The sequence below is a fragment of the Mesorhizobium sp. CA8 genome (genome assembly GCF_020164955.1).
In the GTDB taxonomy this organism is placed as follows: domain Bacteria; phylum Pseudomonadota; class Alphaproteobacteria; order Rhizobiales; family Rhizobiaceae; genus Mesorhizobium.
In genome coordinates, this window is the sequence record NZ_JAIUHG010000039.1 from 29,515 (window position 1) to 48,883 (window position 19,369).

The window sequence follows — 19,369 nt, forward strand, 5'->3', positions numbered from 1 at the left end:
AGGGGGGTGTTCAAGCGCCATCGTCACACCTGCAAAATCGAAGAAACCAGCAACTGCGTATAAGGCGCGCGCGGATCGTCGAGCACGCGGTCGGTAAGGCCGCTTTCGACGACGCGGCCGTCCTTCATCACCATCATGCGCTGCGACAGGAGCCTGGCCACGGCGAGGTCGTGGGTGACGACGACCGCCGCCAGCCCGAGATCGGTGACCAGCCCGCGCAGGAGGTCGAGCAGGCGCGCCTGCACCGAGACATCGAGACCGCCGGTCGGCTCGTCCATGAAGACGAGCCGCGGCCCAGTCACGAGGTTTCGGGCGATCTGCAGCCGCTGGCGCATGCCACCGGAAAAGGCGCGGGGCTCGTCATCGATGCGGTCCTCGTCGATCTCGACGCGCGACAGCCAGTCGACGGCGGTGGCGCGGATCCTGCCGTAGTGGCGGTCGCCGACCGCCATCAGCCGCTCGCCGACATTGGCGCCGGCCGACACAGTCATGCGCAGCCCGTCCGCCGGGTTCTGGTGGACGAAACCCCAGTCGGTGCGCATCAGGAAGCGGCGCTCGGCCTCGCTCATGCGGTAAAGCTCACGCCATTGGCCGTCGCGCATGCGGTAGCTGGCGGTGCCGGAGGAGGGCAGCAGCCTGGTCGACAGGCAGTTGAGCAGCGTCGTCTTGCCGGAACCGGACTCGCCGACCACCGCCAGGACCTCGCCTGGCCACAAGTCGAAGGTGACGTTCTCGCAGCCGACGCGCGAGCCGTAGAATTTGGACAGCGCTGAAACGCGCAGCAGCGGTTCGTCGGTCATTTGGCCGGCTCCGTTTTCTCAGAGGCGAGGTGGGTCTCGGGAGCAAGGTGGCCGTGATGGCCGCCGGCCCGCCGCTTCTCGCAGTGGTCGGTGTCGGAGCAGACGAACATGTGACCGCCATGGTCATCGAGAATGACCTCGTCGAGATAGACGTTCTCGGCGCCGCAGAGCGCGCAAGGGTGGTCGAAGGTCTGCACCTCGAAGGGATGGTCCTCGAAGTCGAGGCTGACGACGTCAGTGAAGGGCGGCACCGCGTAGATGCGCTTCTCGCGGCCGGCGCCGAACAACTGCAAGGCCGGCGAGCGGTGCATCTTCGGATTGTCGAATTTCGGCGTCGGCGAAGGATCCATCACGTAACGGCCCTCGACCTTGACCGGATAGGCGTAGGTAGTGGCGATGCGGCCGTGCTTGGCGATGTCCTCATAGAGCTTCACATGCATGAGGCCGTATTCCTCCAGCGCATGCATTTTTCGCGTCTCGGTCTCGCGTGGCTCGAGGAAGCGCAGCGGCTCGGGGATCGGCACCTGGAAGACCAGCACCTGGCCCGCGTTGAGCGGATGCTCCGGGATGCGGTGGCGGGTCTGGATGATCGTCGCATTCGCCGTCTCGGTGGTGACGGCGACCTTGGCGACCTTCTTGAAGAAGGCGCGGATCGAGACGGCGTTGGTGGTGTCGTCGGCGCCCTGGTCGATGACCTTCAGCACGTCATCGGGACCGATGATCGAGGCGGTGACCTGGACGCCGCCGGTGCCCCAGCCATAAGGCATGGGCATCTCGCGCGAGGCGAACGGCACCTGGTAGCCGGGAATGGCGATGCCCTTCAGGATGGCGCGGCGGATCATCCTTTTGGTCTGTTCGTCGAGATAGGCGAAGTTGTAGGTGGCGATCTCTGTCGGTTGCGCGGTCATTCCGCGGCCTCCCTCTTGTCTTCAGCCTTGTCCTCGTTTTCCCGCGCCTCGTATTCGGCGCGCATGCGGCGCACGAGGCCGAGCTCGGCCTGGAAGTCGACATAGTGCGGCAGCTTCAGATGCTCGACGAAACCGGTGGCCTGGACATTGTCGGAGTGCGAGATAACGAATTCCTCGTCCTGCGCCGCGGCGACGACGTCCTCGCCAAGCTCGCTGGCGCGCAGCGCCCGGTCGCATAGCGCCATCGCCATCGCCTTGCGCTCGCTCTGGCCGAAGACCAGGCCGTAGCCGCGAGTGAACTGCGGCGGCGCTTTGGCCGAGCCCTTGAACTGGTTGACCATCTGGCATTCGGTGACGCGGATGGAGCCAAGCGGCACGGCGAAGGGCAGCTCCGGCACGTCGAGTTCCAGCTCGACCTCGCCGATGCGTATCTCGCCGACGAAGGGATGGTTGCGGGCGTAGCCGCGCTGCGTCGAATAGCCGAGCGCCAGGAGAAAGCCCTCGTCGCCGCGCGACAGCGCCTGCAGGCGGATGTCGCGCGCCATCGGGAATTGCAGCGGCTCGCGCGTGATGTCGCCAGGCACGTGGTCAAGCGGCATCTCGCCATCGGCCTCGATCAGGCCTTCATGGGCGAGGATCGCGGAAACGCGCGGCATGGCTTCCGGCTCGACCGGACGCTGCGCCGGCGTCTCGACCTCAGCGCCGGCGGCAAGCTCGGGATCGAGCAGGCGGTGGGTGTAGTCGAAAGTCGGGCCGAGCACCTGGCCGCCGGGCAGGTCCTTATAGGTGGCCGAGACACGACGCTCTACCTGCATGGCGCCGGTATCGACCGGATTGGTGTAGCCGAAGCGCGGCAGCGTGGTGCGGTAGGCGCGCACCAGGAAGATCGCCTCGATCATGTCGCCGCGCGCCTGGACGACGGCGAGAGCCGCAAGCTCGCGATCATAGAGCGAGCCTTCGCTCATCACCCGGTCGACGCCCAGCGCCAGCTGCTCGACGATCTGGTCGAGGCGCAGCGCCGGAACCGAGCGGTCGCCGCGGCGGCGATCGGCAAGCAGGCGGTGCGCGTTGGCAATGGCGGCTTCGCCGCCCTTCACCGCGACATACATGTCATGCCTCCATCGTCTTGATGCGGGTGGTGCGCGGCAGGCAGGCGAGGCTGCCGGGCGCCGCCAGGATAATGTCGACGCCGCGCGGGAAACGCTGGTTGTTCTGCTTCCACTGCTCGACGAAATGGCGCGGCATGCCTGGAGGCGCGATCATCGATGTCTTTTCGATCCCTGGACCTTCGAGCAGCAGCGACGGGCCCGAGGCAAGGTCGTCGACCAAGAGGATCAGCGTGGTCGAGCGGTCGGGATATTCCTGCGTGCCTTGCGCAAAACCGTCGAGCGCCGCCATCTCCTTCGGATTGGCGATCAAGGCGAAATGCGCGTCGGCGGGCGTGTTGGCCAAGGGCGCGCCGGTGTGAAAGCCGAGCCAGGCCTTGACCGGGGCTTCGGCCTGCAGCGGCGGGTCGAGCCAGACCGGCGTGTCGTTGTCGCAGAGCGCGAGCGCCACGGCGCCGGCCGTCGCCGACAACGGCGCCGGCGGGCGAGCGAGCTGCGGCAACGGCTGGACCGTGCCGGGGCGGGCCATCGCGTCCATGATGGCGCGGAACACCGCCTGGGCGTTGAAGACCGGCTCGGCGAAGCCGCCGTCGATCGATTGCGTGGCGATATCCATCAGTCCTCTCCGCGCACCATGGTGAAGAAATCCACTTTCGTGGCCGCCGTTTCGACACGCTTTGTCTCGCGCGCCGCATCGAGCGCCGCGCGCAAAGGCGCGGCGAGCTTTGTCTCGACCGTTTCGCGGTGCACCGGGTCCTGCCAGAGCGCGTCGGCGATCGCCGCGAGCCTGGCCTTTCCCTTGTCGCGGCCGAGCGCATAGGAATGGCCGACTTGCCCGGACGGCAGCCGCACCGTGGCCCGGGTGACCGTCGCCTCGCCGACATTGAAGGGCGCGCCGCCGCCGCCGATCCGTCCGCGCACCGTCACCAATCCGGTTTCGGGGCCGCGCAAAAGCTCAGCTTCGGAGGGCAGGCCCGACTCGTTCCACAGGCGGGCAATCTCATCGGCTTCGGCGTGCGCCAGCGTCGCCATCAAGGCTTTCCGCCCGGCCTGCTCGCGTGCTTCCCGTCCTCGCATCGCACCGCTCCTTGCATAGAGAATTTGTCTATTGATATAGGCAACTATACAAATTATACTCACTTAGTATCGGGAGTCCATGACGCGTGGATGACAACGGGTGCAAAAGTTCAGGGTGATGACGTTGGGGGTGGGAAAATGACCGGGCTGGCAAGCAGCATCGAGAGACGCAACGGCGTGTCGCTATGGCGGCAGATCGCCGACAGGATCCTGCAGGCGATTGCCAATGGTGATTTCGCCCAGAATGCGGCGCTGCCGCCCGAGATCGTGCTGGCCGAGCGCTACGGCGTCAACCGCCACACGGTGCGCAGCGCCATTGCAGCGCTTGTGCAGGAAGGCGTGCTGAAGGCCGAGCAGGGACGCGGCACCTTCGTCTTGTCGCGCAAGCGGCTGTCCTATCCGATCGGCGCGCGCACCCGCTTCTCGACCGGACTGCAGGGGCAGACGAGCGAGCGGCATATCGCGCTCTTGTCGTCGTCGACGGAGCCGGCCAGCCGGCGCATCGCCGAGGCGCTGGGCATCGCCAAGGGCGCGGCCGTCATCCGCCTGGAGACGCGCGGCGAGGCGGACGGTCATGCGGTCTCGCGCGCAACGACATGGTTCGACGCCAAACGCTTCGCCGGCATCGAGGCGGCGATGGCCGAGACGGGGTCGATCACCGCCTCGCTGAAGCGCTTCGGCATCATCGACTATCTGCGGCATTCGACCGTGCTGTCGGCGCGACACGCCGACGCCGACGATCTTGCAGCCCTCGATCTGCAGCCCGGCGCCATCGTGCTGGTCACCATTGCCGTCAACGTGACGCTCGACGGTGAGCCGATCCAGTTCGCGGAGTCGCGCTTTCCGGCGGAGCGGGTGGAGCTTAGGCTCTCGGCCGGCGATTAGTTTCCGCGTCGTCACCGAAGGCGATAAACCCAGAGGTCGTCATCCACGGGCGTAGCGACGCGAAGCGGAGCGCAGACCCGAGGATCCATTCCGTAACCTCGACCGTAGAGCGCAGCGGAGCAGAATTCTGGATCGTTGCAACGCGTTGGCGTCACGGAATGGATCCTCGGGTCTGCGCTGCGTCGCTACGCTCCTTGCTCCGCCCGTGGATGACGATGTGACAGAGGTTTCGGCTAATCGCAAAGGCATGCTCTGCCAAATCCAGTGCTGTCACCCACGGAGTTTTCGTGTCGGCGAACCGGCGTCTCACCCCACCTCTATAACCGCCTTGATCAGGCCCGACTTCTCATGCGTCCATCTGGCCAGGTCGCGCGGCGTGCCGGCGAGCGTGGTGCGGTGGGTGACCAGCTTGTTCAAGGGCACGGCGCCGTTGCGGATCGAGGCGGCCACATGCTCGAAATCGGCTTTGAGGGCATTGCGGCTGCCGACCAGCGTCATCTCGCGCTTGTGGAATTCAGGATCGGAGAAAGCGATATCGTCTTTGACCACGCTGACCAGCACCAGCGTGCCGCCATGCGCGACATGGGCGAAGGCCGACTGCACCGATTGCGTGTTGCCGGTCGCGTCGAACACAAGGTCGAACCCTTCACCGGCAGTTGCCTGCCGCACCAGTTCGTCGGCCGCTGCCTTCGAGCCGTCCAGCGCGGCAAAGCCGAGTTGCTTTTCGGCGAAATCGAGCCGCTCGGCGCTCATGTCGAGCAGGCTGACGTCGAGCCCGGCGATGCGCGCGAAGATCGCCGTGCCGAGGCCGATCGGCCCGGCGCCGATGACCAGCGTGCGCTGGCCGGGCAGCCCGAGCGATCTGCGCACGGCATGCGCGCCGATCGCCAGGAATTCGACTGCCGCGGCATCGGCGAGCGACAGGCCGTTTGTCGGATAAAGGTTCTGGGCCGGCACAAGGATCTCGTCGCACATGGCGCCGTCGCGGTGGACGCCCAGCACCTCGATCTTCACGCAGCAATTCGGCTTGCCGTGCCGGCAGGCGATGCATTTACCGCATGAAAGATAAGGGTTGATGATCACCGGCTCGCCCACGGCCAGATCGACGCCTTCGCCCGTCTCGACGATCGTGCCCGAGACCTCGTGGCCCATGACGCGCGGATAGGCCAGGAACGGGTGCTTGCCTTCGAAGATATGATAGTCGGTGCCGCAGATGCCGACATGGCTGACCGCGACGCGCGCCCAGCCGGGCGGCGGCGCGCCTGGGTCGGCGCGATCTTCGAGGACAAGCTCGCCGGGCGAACGGCAGACAACGGCTTTCATGTCGCAAATCCAAGCAAAAGAGCGCCGGCCTCGCTCGAGCGGGGCCGGCGCGTTAGTTTCAGGGAGGAGTCATTTGCCGCGACGGCGCAGGCCGTCGAAGTAGACGATGACGATGATCAGCAGGCCGGTGATGACGCGCTGCCAGAACGTGTTGACGTTGAGCAGGTTGGCGCCGTTGTTGATCGTCGAAAGGATGAAGGAGCCGATCAGCGGCCCGTGCACGGAGCCGATGGCGCCGAAGAGCGAGGTGCCGCCGATCACCGACGAGGCGATAGCCTGCAGCTCGTAAGTATCGCCCTGCGTCGGGTTGCCGATGCCGATGCGCGAGGCCAGGAGCACGCCGACAATGGCCGCCAGAAGGCCGGACAGGACGTAGGCCATGAAGATGGTGCGCGGCACGTTGACGCCGGACAGGCGCGCGGCCTCGGCGTTGGAGCCGACCGAGAACAGGTAACGGCCCCAGCGCGTGTGATGCAGGAAGATGTAGGAGGGGATGGCGACCAGGATCACCATCCAGAACAGATAGGGGATGCCCGCGAGCGAGCCGCGCGAGAAAGCCTGGAACGAGTCGCTGTTGATCGAGATCGAGTTGCCGTTCGTCATCAGAAGGCCGATGCCGCGCAGCGAGGTCATTGTAGCCAGGGTTATGATGAAAGGCGGCAGTCCCATCTTGACGATGCCGAAGCCGTGGAAGAGGCCGATGGCGATACCGACCAGCAGGGTGGCCAGCACCGCCGCCCAGATCGGCCAGCCGGCGTTGATCAAAAGCGCGACAATGACGGTGGTGAAGCCGACCACCGCGCCGACCGACAGATCGATGCCGCCGGTGATGATGACGAAGGTCTGGCCGACGGCGAGGATGGCGATCAGCGAGCCCTGACGCAGAAGGTTGGTGATGTTGAGCGTCGTGGCGAAGGACGGCGTGGCGACTGCCAGCACGATCCACATCAGGAGCAAAAGGCCAAGCAGCGTCAGGCCGAAGAGGGCGTTGAAATTGCGCTTGGGTTTTTCGGCGGCGATCGCCTCGGTGCTCATTTTTGTCCTCCCGACTTTTCTTGTTTCTCGGCCAGTGCCTGACCTAAAATGTCCTCGTGGCTGGCGGTGCGGAAACCATGGGTCGCGACCAGCTTGCCGCGCCGGAACACGTGCAGCGTGTCGGCAAGCTCATAGACTTCCGGCAGATAGGACGAGATCAGGATGATGCCGGCGCCCTTGGACAGGAGCGTCGAGAACAGGCGGTAGATCTCGGCCTTGGTGCCGACATCGACGCCCACCGTCGGCTCGTCGAAGATGAACAGCTTGGCGCCATGCGCCAGCCATTTGCCGATGACGATCTTCTGCTGGTTGCCGCCTGAGAGGCTTGAAGCCAGCGCATGGCGCGTCGGTGTCTTGATCCTGAGATCGGCGATCTGGCGGTCGGCCTCGGCCTTTTCTTTGGCGCCGGAGATCAGAAAATTGCTGGAGATGCGTTTGTAGATCGGCAGGTTGAGGTTCATGCCAACCGGCAAATTGAGGCACAGGCCCTGGTCGCGGCGGCTTTCCGGGGCCAGCGCCATGCCGAGCCGGATCGCGTCATGCTCGGAATTGACCTGGACTTCCTTGCCTTGCCACAGGATCTGGCCGGCCGATTTCCTGTGGCGGCCATAGAGCGTGGTGACGAACTCGCTGCGCCCGGCGCCGATCAGTCCGTAGAGGCCGACGATCTCACCGGCGCGGACGGTCACCGAGACATTCTCGAAGCCTTTGCCGGAGAGGTTCTTCGTCTCGACGATGGTCGCGCCGGGGGTGAAATGCTCCTTGTGGTAGATCTGTTCGATCGAGCGGTTGATCATCAGCTTGACCAGCTCGGGCTCGTCCGTCTCGGCGATGTTGCGGGTGCCGACCAGAGTGCCGTCGCGCAGCACGGAAACGCGGTCGGCGAGCTCGAACACTTCCTCCATGCGGTGGCTGATATAAATGATGGTGACGCCTTCGCCTTTGAGGCGGCGAATCAGCTCGAAGAGCTGGTCGGCCTCTTTGCGGGTGAGGTAAGCGGTCGGTTCGTCGAAGATCAGAAACTTCGTACCGCGCACGGTGGCCCGCGCCGCGGCGATCAGCTGCTGCTGGCCGATGGTGAGATCGCCGAGCATGACATGCGCCGGCAGGTCGAAGCCCAGCCCGTCAATGATCTTTTGCGCGTCCTTCACCATGGCGCGCTGCTGCAGCAGGCCGAAGCGTGACTCCTCCTCGCCGAGGAACATGTTGGCGGCGACGGTGAGATGGCGGCACAGCACCACCTCCTGGTGGACGGCGTTGATGCCCAGCGCCATCGCCTCATGCGGCGTGGCCAAGGCGGTCGGCTTGCCTTCCCAGATCACCTCGCCGGAAGTGCGCGGCATGACGCCGGTCAGGAGCTTGATGAGGGTCGATTTGCCGGCGCCGTTCTCGCCGACGATGGCGTGGATCTCGCCCGCCTTGAAGGCAAGGTGCACGGGCTTCAGCGCATGTGTGCCGGGATAGCGCTTTTCCAGGCCGTTGAGCTCGAGGATTGTCCTGCCCGGGGCCAGCGTGGGGGCGGGGTGCAGGTCCTGCGCCGTCGACGTCATGACAATCCTCCCAGATTGGTCTCAACCGTTGGGTCCGCAGCGATGCGTCTGGCGCGCATCTTGAAGTCGGAGCCTAAATCAGGCCGGCGAATTCCAAATCGCCCCGATGGATGTTTCCGGGGCGCAAGGCCCCGGAAACGACTGTCGCAACGCTGCTCACTTGAGCTTCGGGTTGAGCAGAGCGTCGATCTTCGGATCCTTCATGTTATCCTTGGTGACGAGGTTCGCGCCGGTGTCGACGTTGGCCTCGACCTTCTCGCCCTTCGAGGCGGCCAGAGCGGTCTTGATACCGTCATAACCCATCCGGTACGGATCCTGGACGACCAGACCCGAGATGACGCCGTCATTGAGGAACTTGATCAGCTTTTCGTCGCTGTCGAAGCCGATCAGCGCCACCTTGCCGCCGAGATTGTTTTCGGCGATCGCCTGGCCGACGCCCTGCGCCATGATCAGGTTCGAGGCGAAGATGCCCTTGAGGTCAGGATTGGCGGTGATCAGGTCGGTGGCGATATTCAAGCCCGTGGTGGCCTGGCCGTCGGCATATTTGTCGGCGACAAGCTGGAGGCCCGGATACTTGGCCTTGATCTGTTCGATGAAGCCTTGCTTGCGCTGCTCGAGCGAGCCGGCGCCGGGAAGCGCGGTGATCAGCGCGACCTTGCCTTCCACCTTGCCGCCATTGGCGGCGCCGATGGCGGCGGCGAGGCCGTCAGCAGCGACGCGGCCGCCCTGCACGTTGTCGGTCGTCAGGAAGGAGGTGAAGGCCTTGGAGTCGGCGCCGGAGTCGATGCCGATGACCTTGACCTTGGAAGCTGCCTCGTCGATCGGCTTGCCGAGCGCCTTGAACTCGGTCGGAGAGATGACGATTGCCGCCGGGTTGCTGGCGACGGCGTTCTCGAGAATGGAGATCTGGCCGTTGACGTCGGTTTCGGCCTGCGCGCCGAGCTCCGGCACGTTGACGCCGAGATCCTTGCCAGCCTTGCGCGCGCCGGCCAGCACAATCTGCCAGTAGAAAGAGGTGGTGTCCTTGACGATGATCGGAATGGTCACGTCGGCTGCCGAAGCGGGCGCGGAATGCATTGCGCCGGCAAGCATCGACGCTGCGGCCAAGGCCACGAAGGCGCGGCGGTTCAGAAGGCTGGTCACGAATTTCATTAGGTTCCTCCCTAAGGTCGCCTGGTGAAGGTTGCGGAAGCTCCGTCTGGATAGGCGAGTCCAAAAACAGAACTTTATCAATAAAAAACAGATTGCCTTTTGTTGATAATGCATCGCCATGACCGATGCAAGCGGTGTCTGGTGCCGTTCATGTGATCCGGGACGAGGTTTGCTCCTCCCTAATACATATCGGCGCTTCCGTTCCTCCTTGTCGCTATGGAACGATAATTTCACGGTACTGTCAATGTGGAATATTCATTCCATCACGAAGTCGCGCAATTGTGAAGCCGGCGTCCTTGCTGTCGGTAGCGCTTCCGTCGCGACGACCGGCCTGGGGACTGGATCAGGATGACGTTTCGTTCCCACTTTTCGGGATCAGGCGCTAAAGCGTTGCGCCGAGATGCCAGGGCACGAATTCGTTGTCGCCGTAGCCGAACGCCTCGCTCTTGGTTTTTCGGCCGGACGCGGTCTCGATGATCAGCTCGAAGATCTCGCGGCCCATGCCGGCGATCGTCTTCTCGCCCGAGGCGATGACGCCGCAATTGACGTCCATGTCCTCTTCCATCTGGTGATACATGGTCGAATTGGTGGCGACCTTGATTGACGGCGTCGGGCGGCAGCCGAAGCAGGAGCCGCGGCCGGTGGTGAAGACGATGACGTTGGCGCCGCCGGCCACCTGTCCGGTCGCCGAGACCGGGTCGTAACCGGGCGTGTCCATGAACACCAGGCCACTGCCGGACACCTTCTCGGCATAGCCGAAGACGCCGTTGAGCGGTGTCTGGCCGCCCTTGGCGACCGCGCCCAGCGATTTCTCGAGGATCGTGGTCAGGCCGCCGCGCTTGTTGCCGGGCGAGGGGTTGTTGTCGATCGAGGCGCCGTGTTTGGCGGTGTGGTCCTCCCACCATTTCACAAAGCCGTCGAGCTTGGCGGCGATCTCAGGCGAGGCGGCGCGATAGGCGAGCAGATGTTCGGCGCCGTAGATCTCGGTCGTTTCCGACAGGATGCCGATGCCGCCGCAGCCGGCCAGGATATCGACGGCGGCGCCCAGCGCCGGGTTTGCGGTGATGCCGGACATGCCGTCAGAGCCGCCGCATTGCAGGCCGACGACGATCTCCGAGACCGGGATCGGCTCGCGTTGCAGGTGGCCGACCTCCTCGGCAATCTCGGCCAGCACGCCCATCGCCTTCTCGACCGACTTGCGCGAGCCGCCGGCCTCCTGGATGTTGAAATGCCGCTTTCCTGCAGCCGCGCCCTTCTGACCATACAGCGTGAGCTGGTTGACTTCGCAGCCGAGCCCGACCATCAGCACGCCGCCGAAATTCGGATGGCGGGCATAGCCGGCCAGCGTGCGGTGCAGCACCATCATACCGTCGCCGGTGGCGCTCATGCCGCAACCCTGGCCGTGCACGATCGGCACGAAACCGTCGATGCCGGGATATTTCGGCAGCAGCGTGCGGTTGGCTTCGTCCGCAATGGCGTGGCAGACGGTAGACGAGCAATTGACGCTGGCGATGATGCCGATGAAATTGCGCGTGCCGGCGCGGCCATCGGCGCGCCGATAGCCCATGAAGGTGCGCTTGCGGTCGGCCTCGGTGGCGTGCTCGGCCTCGCTCGGCGGCACCACCGGCAGGCGGCCGCTCTCGAAAACCAGATTGTGCGAATGGACATGCTCGCCGGGCGCGATGTCTTGCGTGGCGCGACCGATCGCCTGCGCGTACTTCACCACCGCTTCGCCCGCGGCGATGGGCTTGATCGCGACCTTGTGACCCGGCTCGATCACCGCAATAGCCTTTGCGCCGCCCGGCAATGCGGCGCCGATCTCGAGACGGCCATTGGCGACGGCGACATTGTCGGCGGGAGAAAGGAGAATGGTGTTTGCAACGTTCACGGGCGGCTGTCCTGGGTGATCCTGGGAATGCGGGCGGATTGACTTGCGCCCGTTTAAAGGTAATGTCTTTTATCGGGAAAAAACATTTTTGCGTCAATTGTTTTTTCGTCGCGGGCAATGCGCATCGTTGGGACGCGCATGATTGTCTTTCCGGCAAGCCGGCGAAAGGCGTTCCGCTTTTCGGAAGCTTGCGCTAGGTACACCGATCATATCGCGCTTCCGGCAGGCCGCCGCAAGCGCTGGGGATACGGGGCATGTCGAAGAGCAACAACGTCTACAAGGACGCCTATAACCGCTGTCTGCGGCTGCTCGACGAGACCAAGAGCCTGCCGTCGGAACCGGAGCTCGGCACGCTGCTCGGCGTCAGCCGTACCACGGTGCGCAGCATCCTTGCGCGCATGGAAGAAACCGGGCTGATCGACTGGAACAAGCGCAACAAGACGGTGCTCAGGGCGCCGCGGCCGGAGGATTTCTTCCCCGAGGAGGAGACCGACTCGCTGGCCGAGATCATCGAGCGCTCCTTCATGCGTCGCCTGCTTGCGGGCGGCGCGGAAGCCGGCATGCAGATCAACGAGCTGGAGTTGGCGCGCGAGATCGGCGTTGGCACCACCAGCGTGCGCGAATTCCTGATCCGCTTCTCGCGCTTCGGGCTGATCGAGAAGCGGCGCAACAGCCACTGGGTGCTGAAGGGTTTCACACGCGCCTTCGCGCTGGAGCTGACCGAGATCCGCGAGATTTTCGAGCTGCGTTCGGCGGCGGCTTTCGCCGCGCTGCCGGAAGATAGCGCGGTATGGGCCGATCTTGACCGGCTGGAGCTCGAGCATCGCCAGCTCGCCAGCGAGATCGCCACGCGCTTCAACGAATTCTCCGAGCTCGACGAGCGCTTCCACCGGCTGATCCACCGCGCCTCGCACAATCGCTTCATCGTCGACTTCTACGATGTCATCGCTATGATCTTCCACTACCACTATCAGTGGAACAAGGCTGAGGAGCGCCAGCGCAACGAGGTCGCTATCCAGGAGCATCTCGCCTACATCGCGGCGCTGAAATCCCGCGATCCCGGCAAGGTGGACGCCGCCTGTCGCAAGCACCTGAAGTCGGCGCGCCAGACGCTGCTGACCTCCATTCCTGAAGGGCGGCAGATGCAGCCCGCCTGACAGGCGGGCCGCGATCCACGACGACCTGTCGCGCCGCGTTGCCGCAGCGCGGTTTTGCCGATTTCCCGCGCGCATTCCCCGTGCTACCGTCGACGCGTTTCCGGGAGAGGCTTTGCGTTGGATATCCGCCTGAGACGATGGAGCATGCCGGCCGCGTTCGTCGCGGCGCTGCTTCTATTGCTTCAGACCTCTCTCGGCCCTTTCGCCTTCGGCGCGCCTTCGCAGGTCGACGCCTTCGGCAACGTCATCTGCACGCATGAAGGCGCTGTAAAACTCCCCGGCGGCGATTCCCACCAACAACATCTGCCGGCCTGCTGCTCGGTCGGCTGCAACATGGTTTCGGCGGCGCATATGCCGCCGCCAGAGGCCGTCGCCCTGGCCAGGACCCAGCTTTTCGAGGCCGTCGCCTTCCAGCTTCCGGCCTTCCGGCACCAGGATTTCGCCCGCGACCGCTCTCCGGCCAATCCTCGCGCGCCGCCGGCGATGGTCTGATCCGCGGAACCTTCCGCAGGCCTATTCATCCAAAGATCAGACTGTTCGCGGCCGCATTCCGGCGCGATCCCGTACTCATGGAGCAACCATGTCCAATCTTCTTCCCAAGGCGCAAGCCTTCGCCCTTCGCGGCGCGCCGCCGTTTCACCTCCAGCAGCGCGTTGGTCTTGCAGTGCTCACCCTGTTTTTGCTCTTCGCCTGCATTCCCGCCGCCCTCGCGCATGAGTTCAAGGTCGGCGATCTCGAGATCGAGCATCCCTGGTCTCGGGCGACGCCGCCCGGCGCCAAGGTGGCCGGCGGCTATTTCACCGTGGTCAACAAAGGCAGCGTGCCGGACCGGCTGCTGTCGATTTCCTCCGACATCTCCGAAAAGGCCGAGCTGCATGAGATGGGCGTCAAGGACGGCGTCATGATCATGCGACCGGTCGAGGGCGGCCTGGAGATCCCGGCCGGCGGCAAGGTCGCGCTGAAGCCAGGCGCCTACCACCTGATGTTCACCGGCCTGAAGCGGCAGCCGAAGCAGGGCGAGAAATTCCCCGCGACGCTGACCTTCGAGAAGGCCGGCAGCGTCAAGGTCGAGTTCGCCGTCGAAGGCATGGGCGAGACGGGCAGTGGCGATATGGGCGACATGGATCACGCCGAATAATCCGCCAATTCGAAATCAGAGGGACAATTCATGAAAAAGTATCTTTTGGCGGCGGGCGTGCTTTGCGCGTTCGGGACCAATGCCGCGCTCGCCCATATTACGCTCGAAACACAGGAAGCGGCCGTCGGCTCGACCTACAAGGCGGTCTTGCGCGTGCCGCATGGCTGCGAGGGGAAGGCGACGACCGCCGTGCGTGTGCAGATCCCCGAAGGCGTCATCGCGGTGAAGCCGATGCCCAAGCCCGGCTGGACGCTGCAGGTCAAGAAGGGCAAATACGAGAAATCCTACCAGCTCTATGGCGAGACGTTGACCACTGGCGTCAAGGAAGTGGACTGGAGCGGCGGCAATCTGCCCGACGAATTCTATGACGAGTTCGTCTTTCGCGCTTCGCTGGCGGCCGATCTGCCGGCCGGCCAGATGCTCTATTTCCCGGTGGTGCAGGAATGCGGCGATGCCGCCGAGCGCTGGATCGAGATCCCGGCGGCTGGCCAGGATGAGGATGCCTTGGAAACGCCGGCGCCCGGCATCAAATTGCTGCCGAAGAAATGATCTCTGTTGGCGCGCTCCCTCGGGGCGCGCCACCATTTCCTGTTATGACGGCATGAACGCAGCACTGCCTTCCTCGATGAACCGCATGCTTGCCGGCTCGCTTGCCTGGCTGGTGGCAATGCTCGTGGCGATGCTGGTGTTGGCAATGCCCGGCCGCGCCTTGGCGCATGCGGCGCTCGTCGCGACCGACCCGGCTGACGGCGCCGTGCTGACGCAAGGTCCCGGCCAATTCTCACTGACCTTCAGCGAGCCTGTCTCGCCGCTTGTGCTGACGCTTGTGCGGCCGGACGGCTCGCAGCTTGCGCTGACATCCTTCCGTCTCAAGGACCAGACGGTCGAGATCGACAATCCCGAAACGCTCAAATCCGGCACGCATGTGCTGAGCTGGCGGGTGGTGTCGGTCGACGGCCATCCGGTCGGCGGTTCAGCGCTTTTTTCCATCGGCGCGCCAAGTGCCGCGCCGGTGGCGGGCGAAGCCGTAGACTGGACGCTGCGCGCGATGGTCTGGGTGGCCAGGTTGTTTCTCTATGCCGGCCTCTTTCTCGGCGTCGGCGGCGCATTCGCGCTTGCCTGGTTGGCCGAGGACCGGCGCTGCGGCCAGCGCTTTGTCGCCGCGGCACTGCTTTTCGGCCTCGCCAGCGCGCCGTTGTCGCTCGGGTTGCAAGGGCTGGATGGGCTTGGCGCGCCGCTCGCCCAGTTTGCGGCGCCGACAGTCTGGAGGACCGCGCTGGAAACGAGCTTCGTCTGGACGGTGGTGATCGGTCTGATCGCGCTCGGTCTCGCGCTGGTTTCGCTTGCCGGTCCATCAGGTCTTCGCAAGCTGTCGGCAAGCGCAGCACTGCTCGCTGTCGGCGCCGCCCTTGCGGTCAGCGGCCATGCCAGCGCCGCCGAACCGCAATGGCTGACGCGGCCACTGGTGTTCCTGCACGGCACCGCAATCGCCTTCTGGGCCGGTTCGCTGGCGCCGCTCGGGCTGGCGTTGCGGCAGCAGCCGGCGGAAGCAAAGGTCTTTCTGCGGCGCTTCTCCCGCGCGATCCTGCCGGTCGTGGCTGTCCTTGCCGCCAGCGGTATCGTGCTGGCGATCATCCAGGTGCAGCAGCCGGCGGCGTTGATCCATACTGCTTATGGCCGGCTGCTGCTGCTCAAGCTCACCCTGCTCCTCTTCCTGTTCACGTTGGCCGCCATCAACCGCTGGACGTTGACAGCGCCCGCCCAGGCCGGCGACACCGAGGTGCAGCGGCGGATGGTGCGCTCGATCGGTATCGAGATGCTGATCGTGCTGGCCATCTTCGGCGTCGCCGACGGCTGGCGCTTCACCCCGCCGCCGCGCGCGCTGGCGATTGCCGCCGCGCAGCCGGTGTCGATCCACGTCCATGCGCTGAAGGCGATGGCCGATCTCAGCATCACGCCAGGCCATGCCGGCGAGGTCGCCGCTTCGATTATGATCATGACCGGCGATTTCGGGCCTCTCGACGCCAAGGCGGTGACGCTGGTGCTGTCGAAGCCGGATTCCGGCATCGAGCCGATCAAGCGGCCGGCGAGAAAACCCGGCGACGGCACCTGGCGTATCGACAATCTCGCTATCCCGCTCCCCGGCCGCTGGAACGCCCGGCTCGATATCCTCGTTTCGGACTTCGAGATGGTGAAGATCGAGGCGCCGATCGATATCCGCGGTGAGTGATATTCAGGTGAGGCCGGCCTGCGAGACGGTTGACGCAGCCGCCAAGGCCCGTCATTCATCTGGGAAAGGCGTTCTCCAGGACGCAACCCATAATAAGCATCCGAACGCAGGGAAGAAACGATGGAAAAAGCCGAAATCGGCCTGATCGGCCTTGGCACGATGGGTTCCAACCTGGCGCTCAACATCGCCGAGCATGGGCATCGCATTGCCGTCTTCAACCGCACACCGTCGCGCACCGATGCGTTCGTAGAGAGCGCCGGTTCGCTGAAGGACAGGGTCGTTGCCTGCTACAGCCTGGAGGAACTCGCCGCGGCGATCCGCCCGCCGCGGCCGATCATCATCATGGTGCTGGCCGGCAAGCCGGTCGACGAGCAGATCGCGGCGCTGCGCGGCGTGCTGTCTGACAACGACATCGTCATCGATGCCGGCAACGCCAATTTCCGCGATACGATGCGGCGCTTCTCGGAGCTGTCCGGCTCGGGCCTGACCTTCATCGGCATGGGCGTGTCGGGCGGCGAGGAGGGCGCGCGCCACGGTCCGTCGATCATGGTCGGCGGCACCGAAGAGTCCTGGAAGCGGGTCGAGAAGGTGCTGACCGCGATCTCGGCCAAGTTCAAGGACGAGCCCTGCGCCGCCTGGCTCGGCACCGACGGCGCCGGCCATTTCGTCAAGACCATCCACAACGGCATCGAATATGCCGACATGCAGATGATCGCCGAGATCTACGGCATCTTGCGCGACGGCCTGGGCATGGCGCCGAAGGAGATCGGCAAGGTCTTCGAAGAATGGAACAAGGGCCGGCTCAACTCCTACCTGATCGAGATCACCGCAAAAGTTCTCGCCGCCGACGATCCCAAGACCGGCAAGCCGGTTGCCGACATTATCCTCGACCGCGCCGGGCAGAAGGGCACCGGCAAATGGTCGGTCATCGAAGCGCAGCAGCTCGGCATTCCGGCGACGGCGATCGAGGCGGCGGTCGCGGCGCGCGTGCTGTCCTCGATCAAGAATGAGCGGCAGGCGGCGGAAAAGGCCTATGGCAATATCGGCGTCGAAAAGATTTCCGGCGACAGGGGCGCGCTGCTCAAGGACCTGGAGCTGGCATTGTTCGCCGGCAAGATCGCGGCTTACGCGCAAGGCTTCGCGGTGATGAGCGGCGCCTCCAAGGAATTCAACTGGAACCTGCCGATGCCGACCATCGCCAGGATCTGGCGCGCCGGCTGCATCATCCGCTCGCAGATGCTGGACACGATGGCCGAGGCGTTCGGTTCAGGCAGCGCTTCCACCAATCTGCTGATGGCGCCGGCCTTCATTGCCATGATGAAGGAGGCGCATCCGTCGCTGAGGCGCATCGTGGCGCGCGCCTCCGAAGCCGGCTCGCCGGTGCCGGCGCTGTCGTCGGCGCTCGCCTATTTCGACAGCTACCGCCAAGGACGCGGCACCTCGAACCTGATCCAGGCGCAGCGCGACTTCTTCGGCGCGCACGGCTTCGAGCGCGTCGGGGAAGAGGGGGCGTTTCATGGCCCATGGGGCAGTGGGGCCGCCTAGGGCCAGGTGAGGCCGGCCTGCAAATGGCGGCTTCCTGCGCTTCCGGTGCTCACGTACTTTAAGTACGCTCCGCCCCGGTTCTCGGAAGCCACCATTTTCGACTCGGCCTGACCTGCCCCTCAAGTCGCGCCAATCAACCGCGATAGGGCAAAACCTCGCTCGGCGTACTGAGAGATTGCAGCGAGCCGGGGTCGGCGCCGCCGATCCAGCCGAGCACCGCGCGGGCGAGTTCGGAGCCGGCCAGCCGGAAATTCTCGTTGACGACGAGCAGCTCTCGCCGGAACAGATGCAGCAGCTCCGACGATTGTTTCGACACCACGTCGACGTCACGGCCGAGCTTCAGCCCGGCGTCCTCGATGCCGGCCACGATGGCGAGCGTCGCGGCGGCAGCGCTGCTGACGAAGCCGTCCGGCCGGTCCTTGCGCCGCATCAATTGCGCTGTGCGCATCCTGATCTGCTCGATCGACTGGTCGATGGAGACGGTGTTGAACGGCACTTCGCTGGCGCCCACCTCGCTCAGCGCATCGGCAAAGCCGGCGATCGTATGGCCGTAATAGGTGAGGCCAACCGGCGGCGTCACAAGCGCAAGCCGGTTGCGGCCCCTGCCGGCGAGATAGCGCACGGCTTCGCCGGCAAAGGTGTAATTGTCGAAGTCGTGATAGGGATGCACCAGCCCCATGTCGGTGCGGCCATGCGTGGCGAAGGGAATGCCGCGCTCCAGCATATAGCGCGCCCGCGGATCGTTGGGCTGGGTGCGTGAGATGATGACGCCATCGGCCGAGCCCGTCTCGACCAGATAGCGCACCGGGTCCAGCGGGTCCTGCGAGCGCGAATAGGGCGTGACGATCAGATGGTAGGGCGTGTCTGCGATCACCTCGGTGACGCCGTAGATGATGTCCGAGACGAAGCTCATCAGCTCGTGCTCGGTGTTCAGCACGAGCGAGATGACGTTGGTCTTGCCGGTCCGCAAACGTACGCCGGCGCGGTTGGGGCGATAGCCGATCTGCTTGGCGACGAGCTGGACGCGACGCCTGGTCTCGGCGCCGATCTCGGGCGCATCCTTCAGCGCGCGCGAGACCGTCGTGACGCCCAGCCCGGTCATGAAGGCAAGCGTCTTCAGCGTCGGCCGTTCCTTGCCCGACGTGTCGTCGTCGCCCTTCTTCGTTATCCGTCTATCCATCGTCCCGCCCGTCAGGCGCATAGCAGTCGCGGGGCCGACCGGCAATCGTGCGGCGGTGACATTTGCGCGACCTTCAGTTTGCGGCTCGGCTCAATATACTGAAACGTTACAGATTGCCAATCTTCGTGATCAACCGGCAAGGTCGCGCCGCCGGCATCGCGGATGCGGAGAGGAGCCGAAAGTCGCTGGAATCACAAAGAAATATCGGTCTTGGCCTGCTTTTGGCACCAATCAACTAATCTGATACCGGCGTTGCCGCCTCGGGAGAAAGATTTTGTTCGCGTCGCGAAAAAATCTTGGCCGACCTCAAGGCGAGGGGTGTCGGTAGCTAATCAAGTTGTCCGGTTTGGTAGCACATCATTTGTCCGCTTCAGTTTGCGTCGAAGCGGTTCACG

General features: G+C 64.7%; 18 protein-coding genes. 7 read left to right on the plus strand and 11 right to left on the minus strand.

The window, feature by feature from the left end; all coding sequences use genetic code 11:
* Positions 1-23 precede the first annotated feature (23 nt).
* The 5 genes from phnK to phnG are packed head-to-tail and all read right to left on the minus strand — an operon-like array spanning position 24 to position 3,891.
* Entirely contained in the window at positions 24-800 is a 777-nt protein-coding gene (gene phnK, locus LB553_RS28800; protein ID WP_127868328.1) for a phosphonate C-P lyase system protein PhnK, read from the minus strand.
* The gene (locus LB553_RS28805) at positions 797-1,708 is read right to left on the minus strand and encodes an alpha-D-ribose 1-methylphosphonate 5-phosphate C-P-lyase PhnJ (protein WP_224518353.1); all 912 of its coding nucleotides are present in this window, start codon (positions 1,706-1,708) and stop codon (positions 797-799) included. The genes phnK and LB553_RS28805 overlap by 4 nt, the downstream gene beginning before the upstream one ends.
* Positions 1,705-2,817 carry a carbon-phosphorus lyase complex subunit PhnI gene (locus tag LB553_RS28810; RefSeq protein WP_224518354.1) on the minus strand — a complete coding sequence of 371 codons (1,113 nt, stop codon included), beginning with the start codon at positions 2,815-2,817 and terminating at the stop codon, positions 1,705-1,707. The genes LB553_RS28805 and LB553_RS28810 overlap by 4 nt, the downstream gene beginning before the upstream one ends.
* Position 2,818: 1 nt before the next feature.
* Positions 2,819-3,430 (minus strand): phosphonate C-P lyase system protein PhnH, encoded by a 612-nt coding sequence (gene phnH / locus LB553_RS28815; RefSeq protein ID WP_224518355.1) that lies wholly within the window; start codon positions 3,428-3,430, stop codon positions 2,819-2,821.
* Positions 3,430-3,891 carry a phosphonate C-P lyase system protein PhnG gene (gene phnG, locus LB553_RS28820; RefSeq protein ID WP_224518356.1) on the minus strand — a complete coding sequence of 154 codons (462 nt, stop codon included), beginning with the start codon at positions 3,889-3,891 and terminating at the stop codon, positions 3,430-3,432. Before phnG ends, phnH begins: the two co-directional genes overlap by 1 nt.
* A 138-nt stretch (positions 3,892-4,029) precedes the next feature.
* Between phnG and phnF the strand changes: the two genes are divergently transcribed.
* Positions 4,030-4,776, plus strand: coding sequence for a phosphonate metabolism transcriptional regulator PhnF (gene phnF / locus LB553_RS28825; protein WP_224518357.1), 747 nt, complete (start codon positions 4,030-4,032; stop codon positions 4,774-4,776).
* A 306-nt stretch (positions 4,777-5,082) separates the two neighbouring features.
* On the opposite strand, the gene LB553_RS28830 is transcribed toward phnF, so the two are convergent.
* From LB553_RS28830 to LB553_RS28850, 5 genes are all read right to left on the minus strand, one after another.
* A complete protein-coding gene (locus LB553_RS28830; protein ID WP_224518358.1) occupies positions 5,083-6,099 on the minus strand; it encodes a zinc-binding alcohol dehydrogenase family protein in 1,017 nt (338 codons plus the stop codon).
* A 69-nt stretch (positions 6,100-6,168) separates the two neighbouring features.
* Positions 6,169-7,134 (minus strand): ABC transporter permease, encoded by a 966-nt coding sequence (locus tag LB553_RS28835; protein WP_224518359.1) that lies wholly within the window; start codon positions 7,132-7,134, stop codon positions 6,169-6,171.
* Complete coding sequence (locus tag LB553_RS28840; RefSeq protein WP_224518360.1) at positions 7,131-8,684, minus strand: sugar ABC transporter ATP-binding protein; 1,554 nt, start codon at positions 8,682-8,684, stop codon at positions 7,131-7,133. Before LB553_RS28840 ends, LB553_RS28835 begins: the two co-directional genes overlap by 4 nt.
* Positions 8,685-8,840: 156 nt before the next feature.
* On the minus strand, positions 8,841-9,836 hold the full coding sequence (locus LB553_RS28845) for an ABC transporter substrate-binding protein (protein WP_224518361.1): 996 nt from the start codon (positions 9,834-9,836) through the stop codon (positions 8,841-8,843).
* A gap of 382 nt (positions 9,837-10,218) precedes the next feature.
* Entirely contained in the window at positions 10,219-11,724 is a 1,506-nt protein-coding gene (locus tag LB553_RS28850) for a UxaA family hydrolase (protein WP_224518362.1), read from the minus strand.
* 254 nt (positions 11,725-11,978) lie between these two features.
* Between LB553_RS28850 and LB553_RS28855 the strand changes: the two genes are divergently transcribed.
* The 6 genes from LB553_RS28855 to gndA all read left to right on the plus strand — a co-directional run bounded on the left by LB553_RS28855 (position 11,979) and on the right by gndA (position 17,794).
* Complete coding sequence (locus LB553_RS28855; RefSeq protein WP_140544539.1) at positions 11,979-12,881, plus strand: GntR family transcriptional regulator; 903 nt, start codon at positions 11,979-11,981, stop codon at positions 12,879-12,881.
* A 144-nt stretch (positions 12,882-13,025) separates the two neighbouring features.
* Positions 13,026-13,373 (plus strand): DUF2946 family protein, encoded by a 348-nt coding sequence (locus LB553_RS28860; protein ID WP_224518363.1) that lies wholly within the window; start codon positions 13,026-13,028, stop codon positions 13,371-13,373.
* An 88-nt stretch (positions 13,374-13,461) separates the two neighbouring features.
* On the plus strand, positions 13,462-14,019 hold the full coding sequence (locus LB553_RS28865; RefSeq protein ID WP_224518364.1) for a copper chaperone PCu(A)C: 558 nt from the start codon (positions 13,462-13,464) through the stop codon (positions 14,017-14,019).
* A 30-nt stretch (positions 14,020-14,049) separates the two neighbouring features.
* Positions 14,050-14,568, plus strand: coding sequence for a YcnI family protein (locus LB553_RS28870; RefSeq protein ID WP_224518365.1), 519 nt, complete (start codon positions 14,050-14,052; stop codon positions 14,566-14,568).
* A 118-nt stretch (positions 14,569-14,686) separates the two neighbouring features.
* Positions 14,687-16,249, plus strand: coding sequence for a copper resistance CopC/CopD family protein (locus LB553_RS28875; protein ID WP_412033388.1), 1,563 nt, complete (start codon positions 14,687-14,689; stop codon positions 16,247-16,249).
* Positions 16,250-16,369: 120 nt separating this feature from the next.
* Positions 16,370-17,794, plus strand: a complete 1,425-nt coding sequence (gene gndA / locus LB553_RS28880) for an NADP-dependent phosphogluconate dehydrogenase (RefSeq protein ID WP_224518367.1) — start codon at positions 16,370-16,372, stop codon at positions 17,792-17,794.
* Positions 17,795-17,927: 133 nt separating this feature from the next.
* On the opposite strand, the gene LB553_RS28885 is transcribed toward gndA, so the two are convergent.
* A complete protein-coding gene (locus tag LB553_RS28885) occupies positions 17,928-18,974 on the minus strand; it encodes a LacI family transcriptional regulator (RefSeq protein ID WP_224518368.1) in 1,047 nt (348 codons plus the stop codon).
* Positions 18,975-19,369: the final 395 nt, after the last annotated feature.

Bases quoted from the DNA above. Each gene is read 5' to 3' on its own strand.
- phnG (WP_224518356.1), bottom strand. From the start codon at position 3,891: ATGCGAGGACGGGAAGCACGCGAGCAGGCCGGGCGGAAAGCCTTGATG.
- gndA (WP_224518367.1), top strand. From the start codon at position 16,370: ATGGAAAAAGCCGAAATCGGCCTGATCGGCCTTGGCACGATGGGTTCC.
- LB553_RS28875 (WP_412033388.1), top strand. From the start codon at position 14,687: ATGCTCGTGGCGATGCTGGTGTTGGCAATGCCCGGCCGCGCCTTGGCG.
- LB553_RS28855 (WP_140544539.1), top strand. From the start codon at position 11,979: ATGTCGAAGAGCAACAACGTCTACAAGGACGCCTATAACCGCTGTCTG.
- LB553_RS28840 (WP_224518360.1), bottom strand. From the start codon at position 8,684: ATGACGTCGACGGCGCAGGACCTGCACCCCGCCCCCACGCTGGCCCCG.
- LB553_RS28810 (WP_224518354.1), bottom strand. From the start codon at position 2,817: ATGTATGTCGCGGTGAAGGGCGGCGAAGCCGCCATTGCCAACGCGCAC.
- phnK (WP_127868328.1), bottom strand. From the start codon at position 800: ATGACCGACGAACCGCTGCTGCGCGTTTCAGCGCTGTCCAAATTCTAC.
- LB553_RS28885 (WP_224518368.1), bottom strand. From the start codon at position 18,974: ATGGATAGACGGATAACGAAGAAGGGCGACGACGACACGTCGGGCAAG.
- LB553_RS28830 (WP_224518358.1), bottom strand. From the start codon at position 6,099: ATGAAAGCCGTTGTCTGCCGTTCGCCCGGCGAGCTTGTCCTCGAAGAT.
- LB553_RS28835 (WP_224518359.1), bottom strand. From the start codon at position 7,134: ATGAGCACCGAGGCGATCGCCGCCGAAAAACCCAAGCGCAATTTCAAC.
- LB553_RS28860 (WP_224518363.1), top strand. From the start codon at position 13,026: ATGCCGGCCGCGTTCGTCGCGGCGCTGCTTCTATTGCTTCAGACCTCT.
- LB553_RS28870 (WP_224518365.1), top strand. From the start codon at position 14,050: ATGAAAAAGTATCTTTTGGCGGCGGGCGTGCTTTGCGCGTTCGGGACC.
- LB553_RS28865 (WP_224518364.1), top strand. From the start codon at position 13,462: ATGTCCAATCTTCTTCCCAAGGCGCAAGCCTTCGCCCTTCGCGGCGCG.
- phnF (WP_224518357.1), top strand. From the start codon at position 4,030: ATGACCGGGCTGGCAAGCAGCATCGAGAGACGCAACGGCGTGTCGCTA.
- LB553_RS28805 (WP_224518353.1), bottom strand. From the start codon at position 1,708: ATGACCGCGCAACCGACAGAGATCGCCACCTACAACTTCGCCTATCTC.
- phnH (WP_224518355.1), bottom strand. From the start codon at position 3,430: ATGGATATCGCCACGCAATCGATCGACGGCGGCTTCGCCGAGCCGGTC.
- LB553_RS28845 (WP_224518361.1), bottom strand. From the start codon at position 9,836: ATGAAATTCGTGACCAGCCTTCTGAACCGCCGCGCCTTCGTGGCCTTG.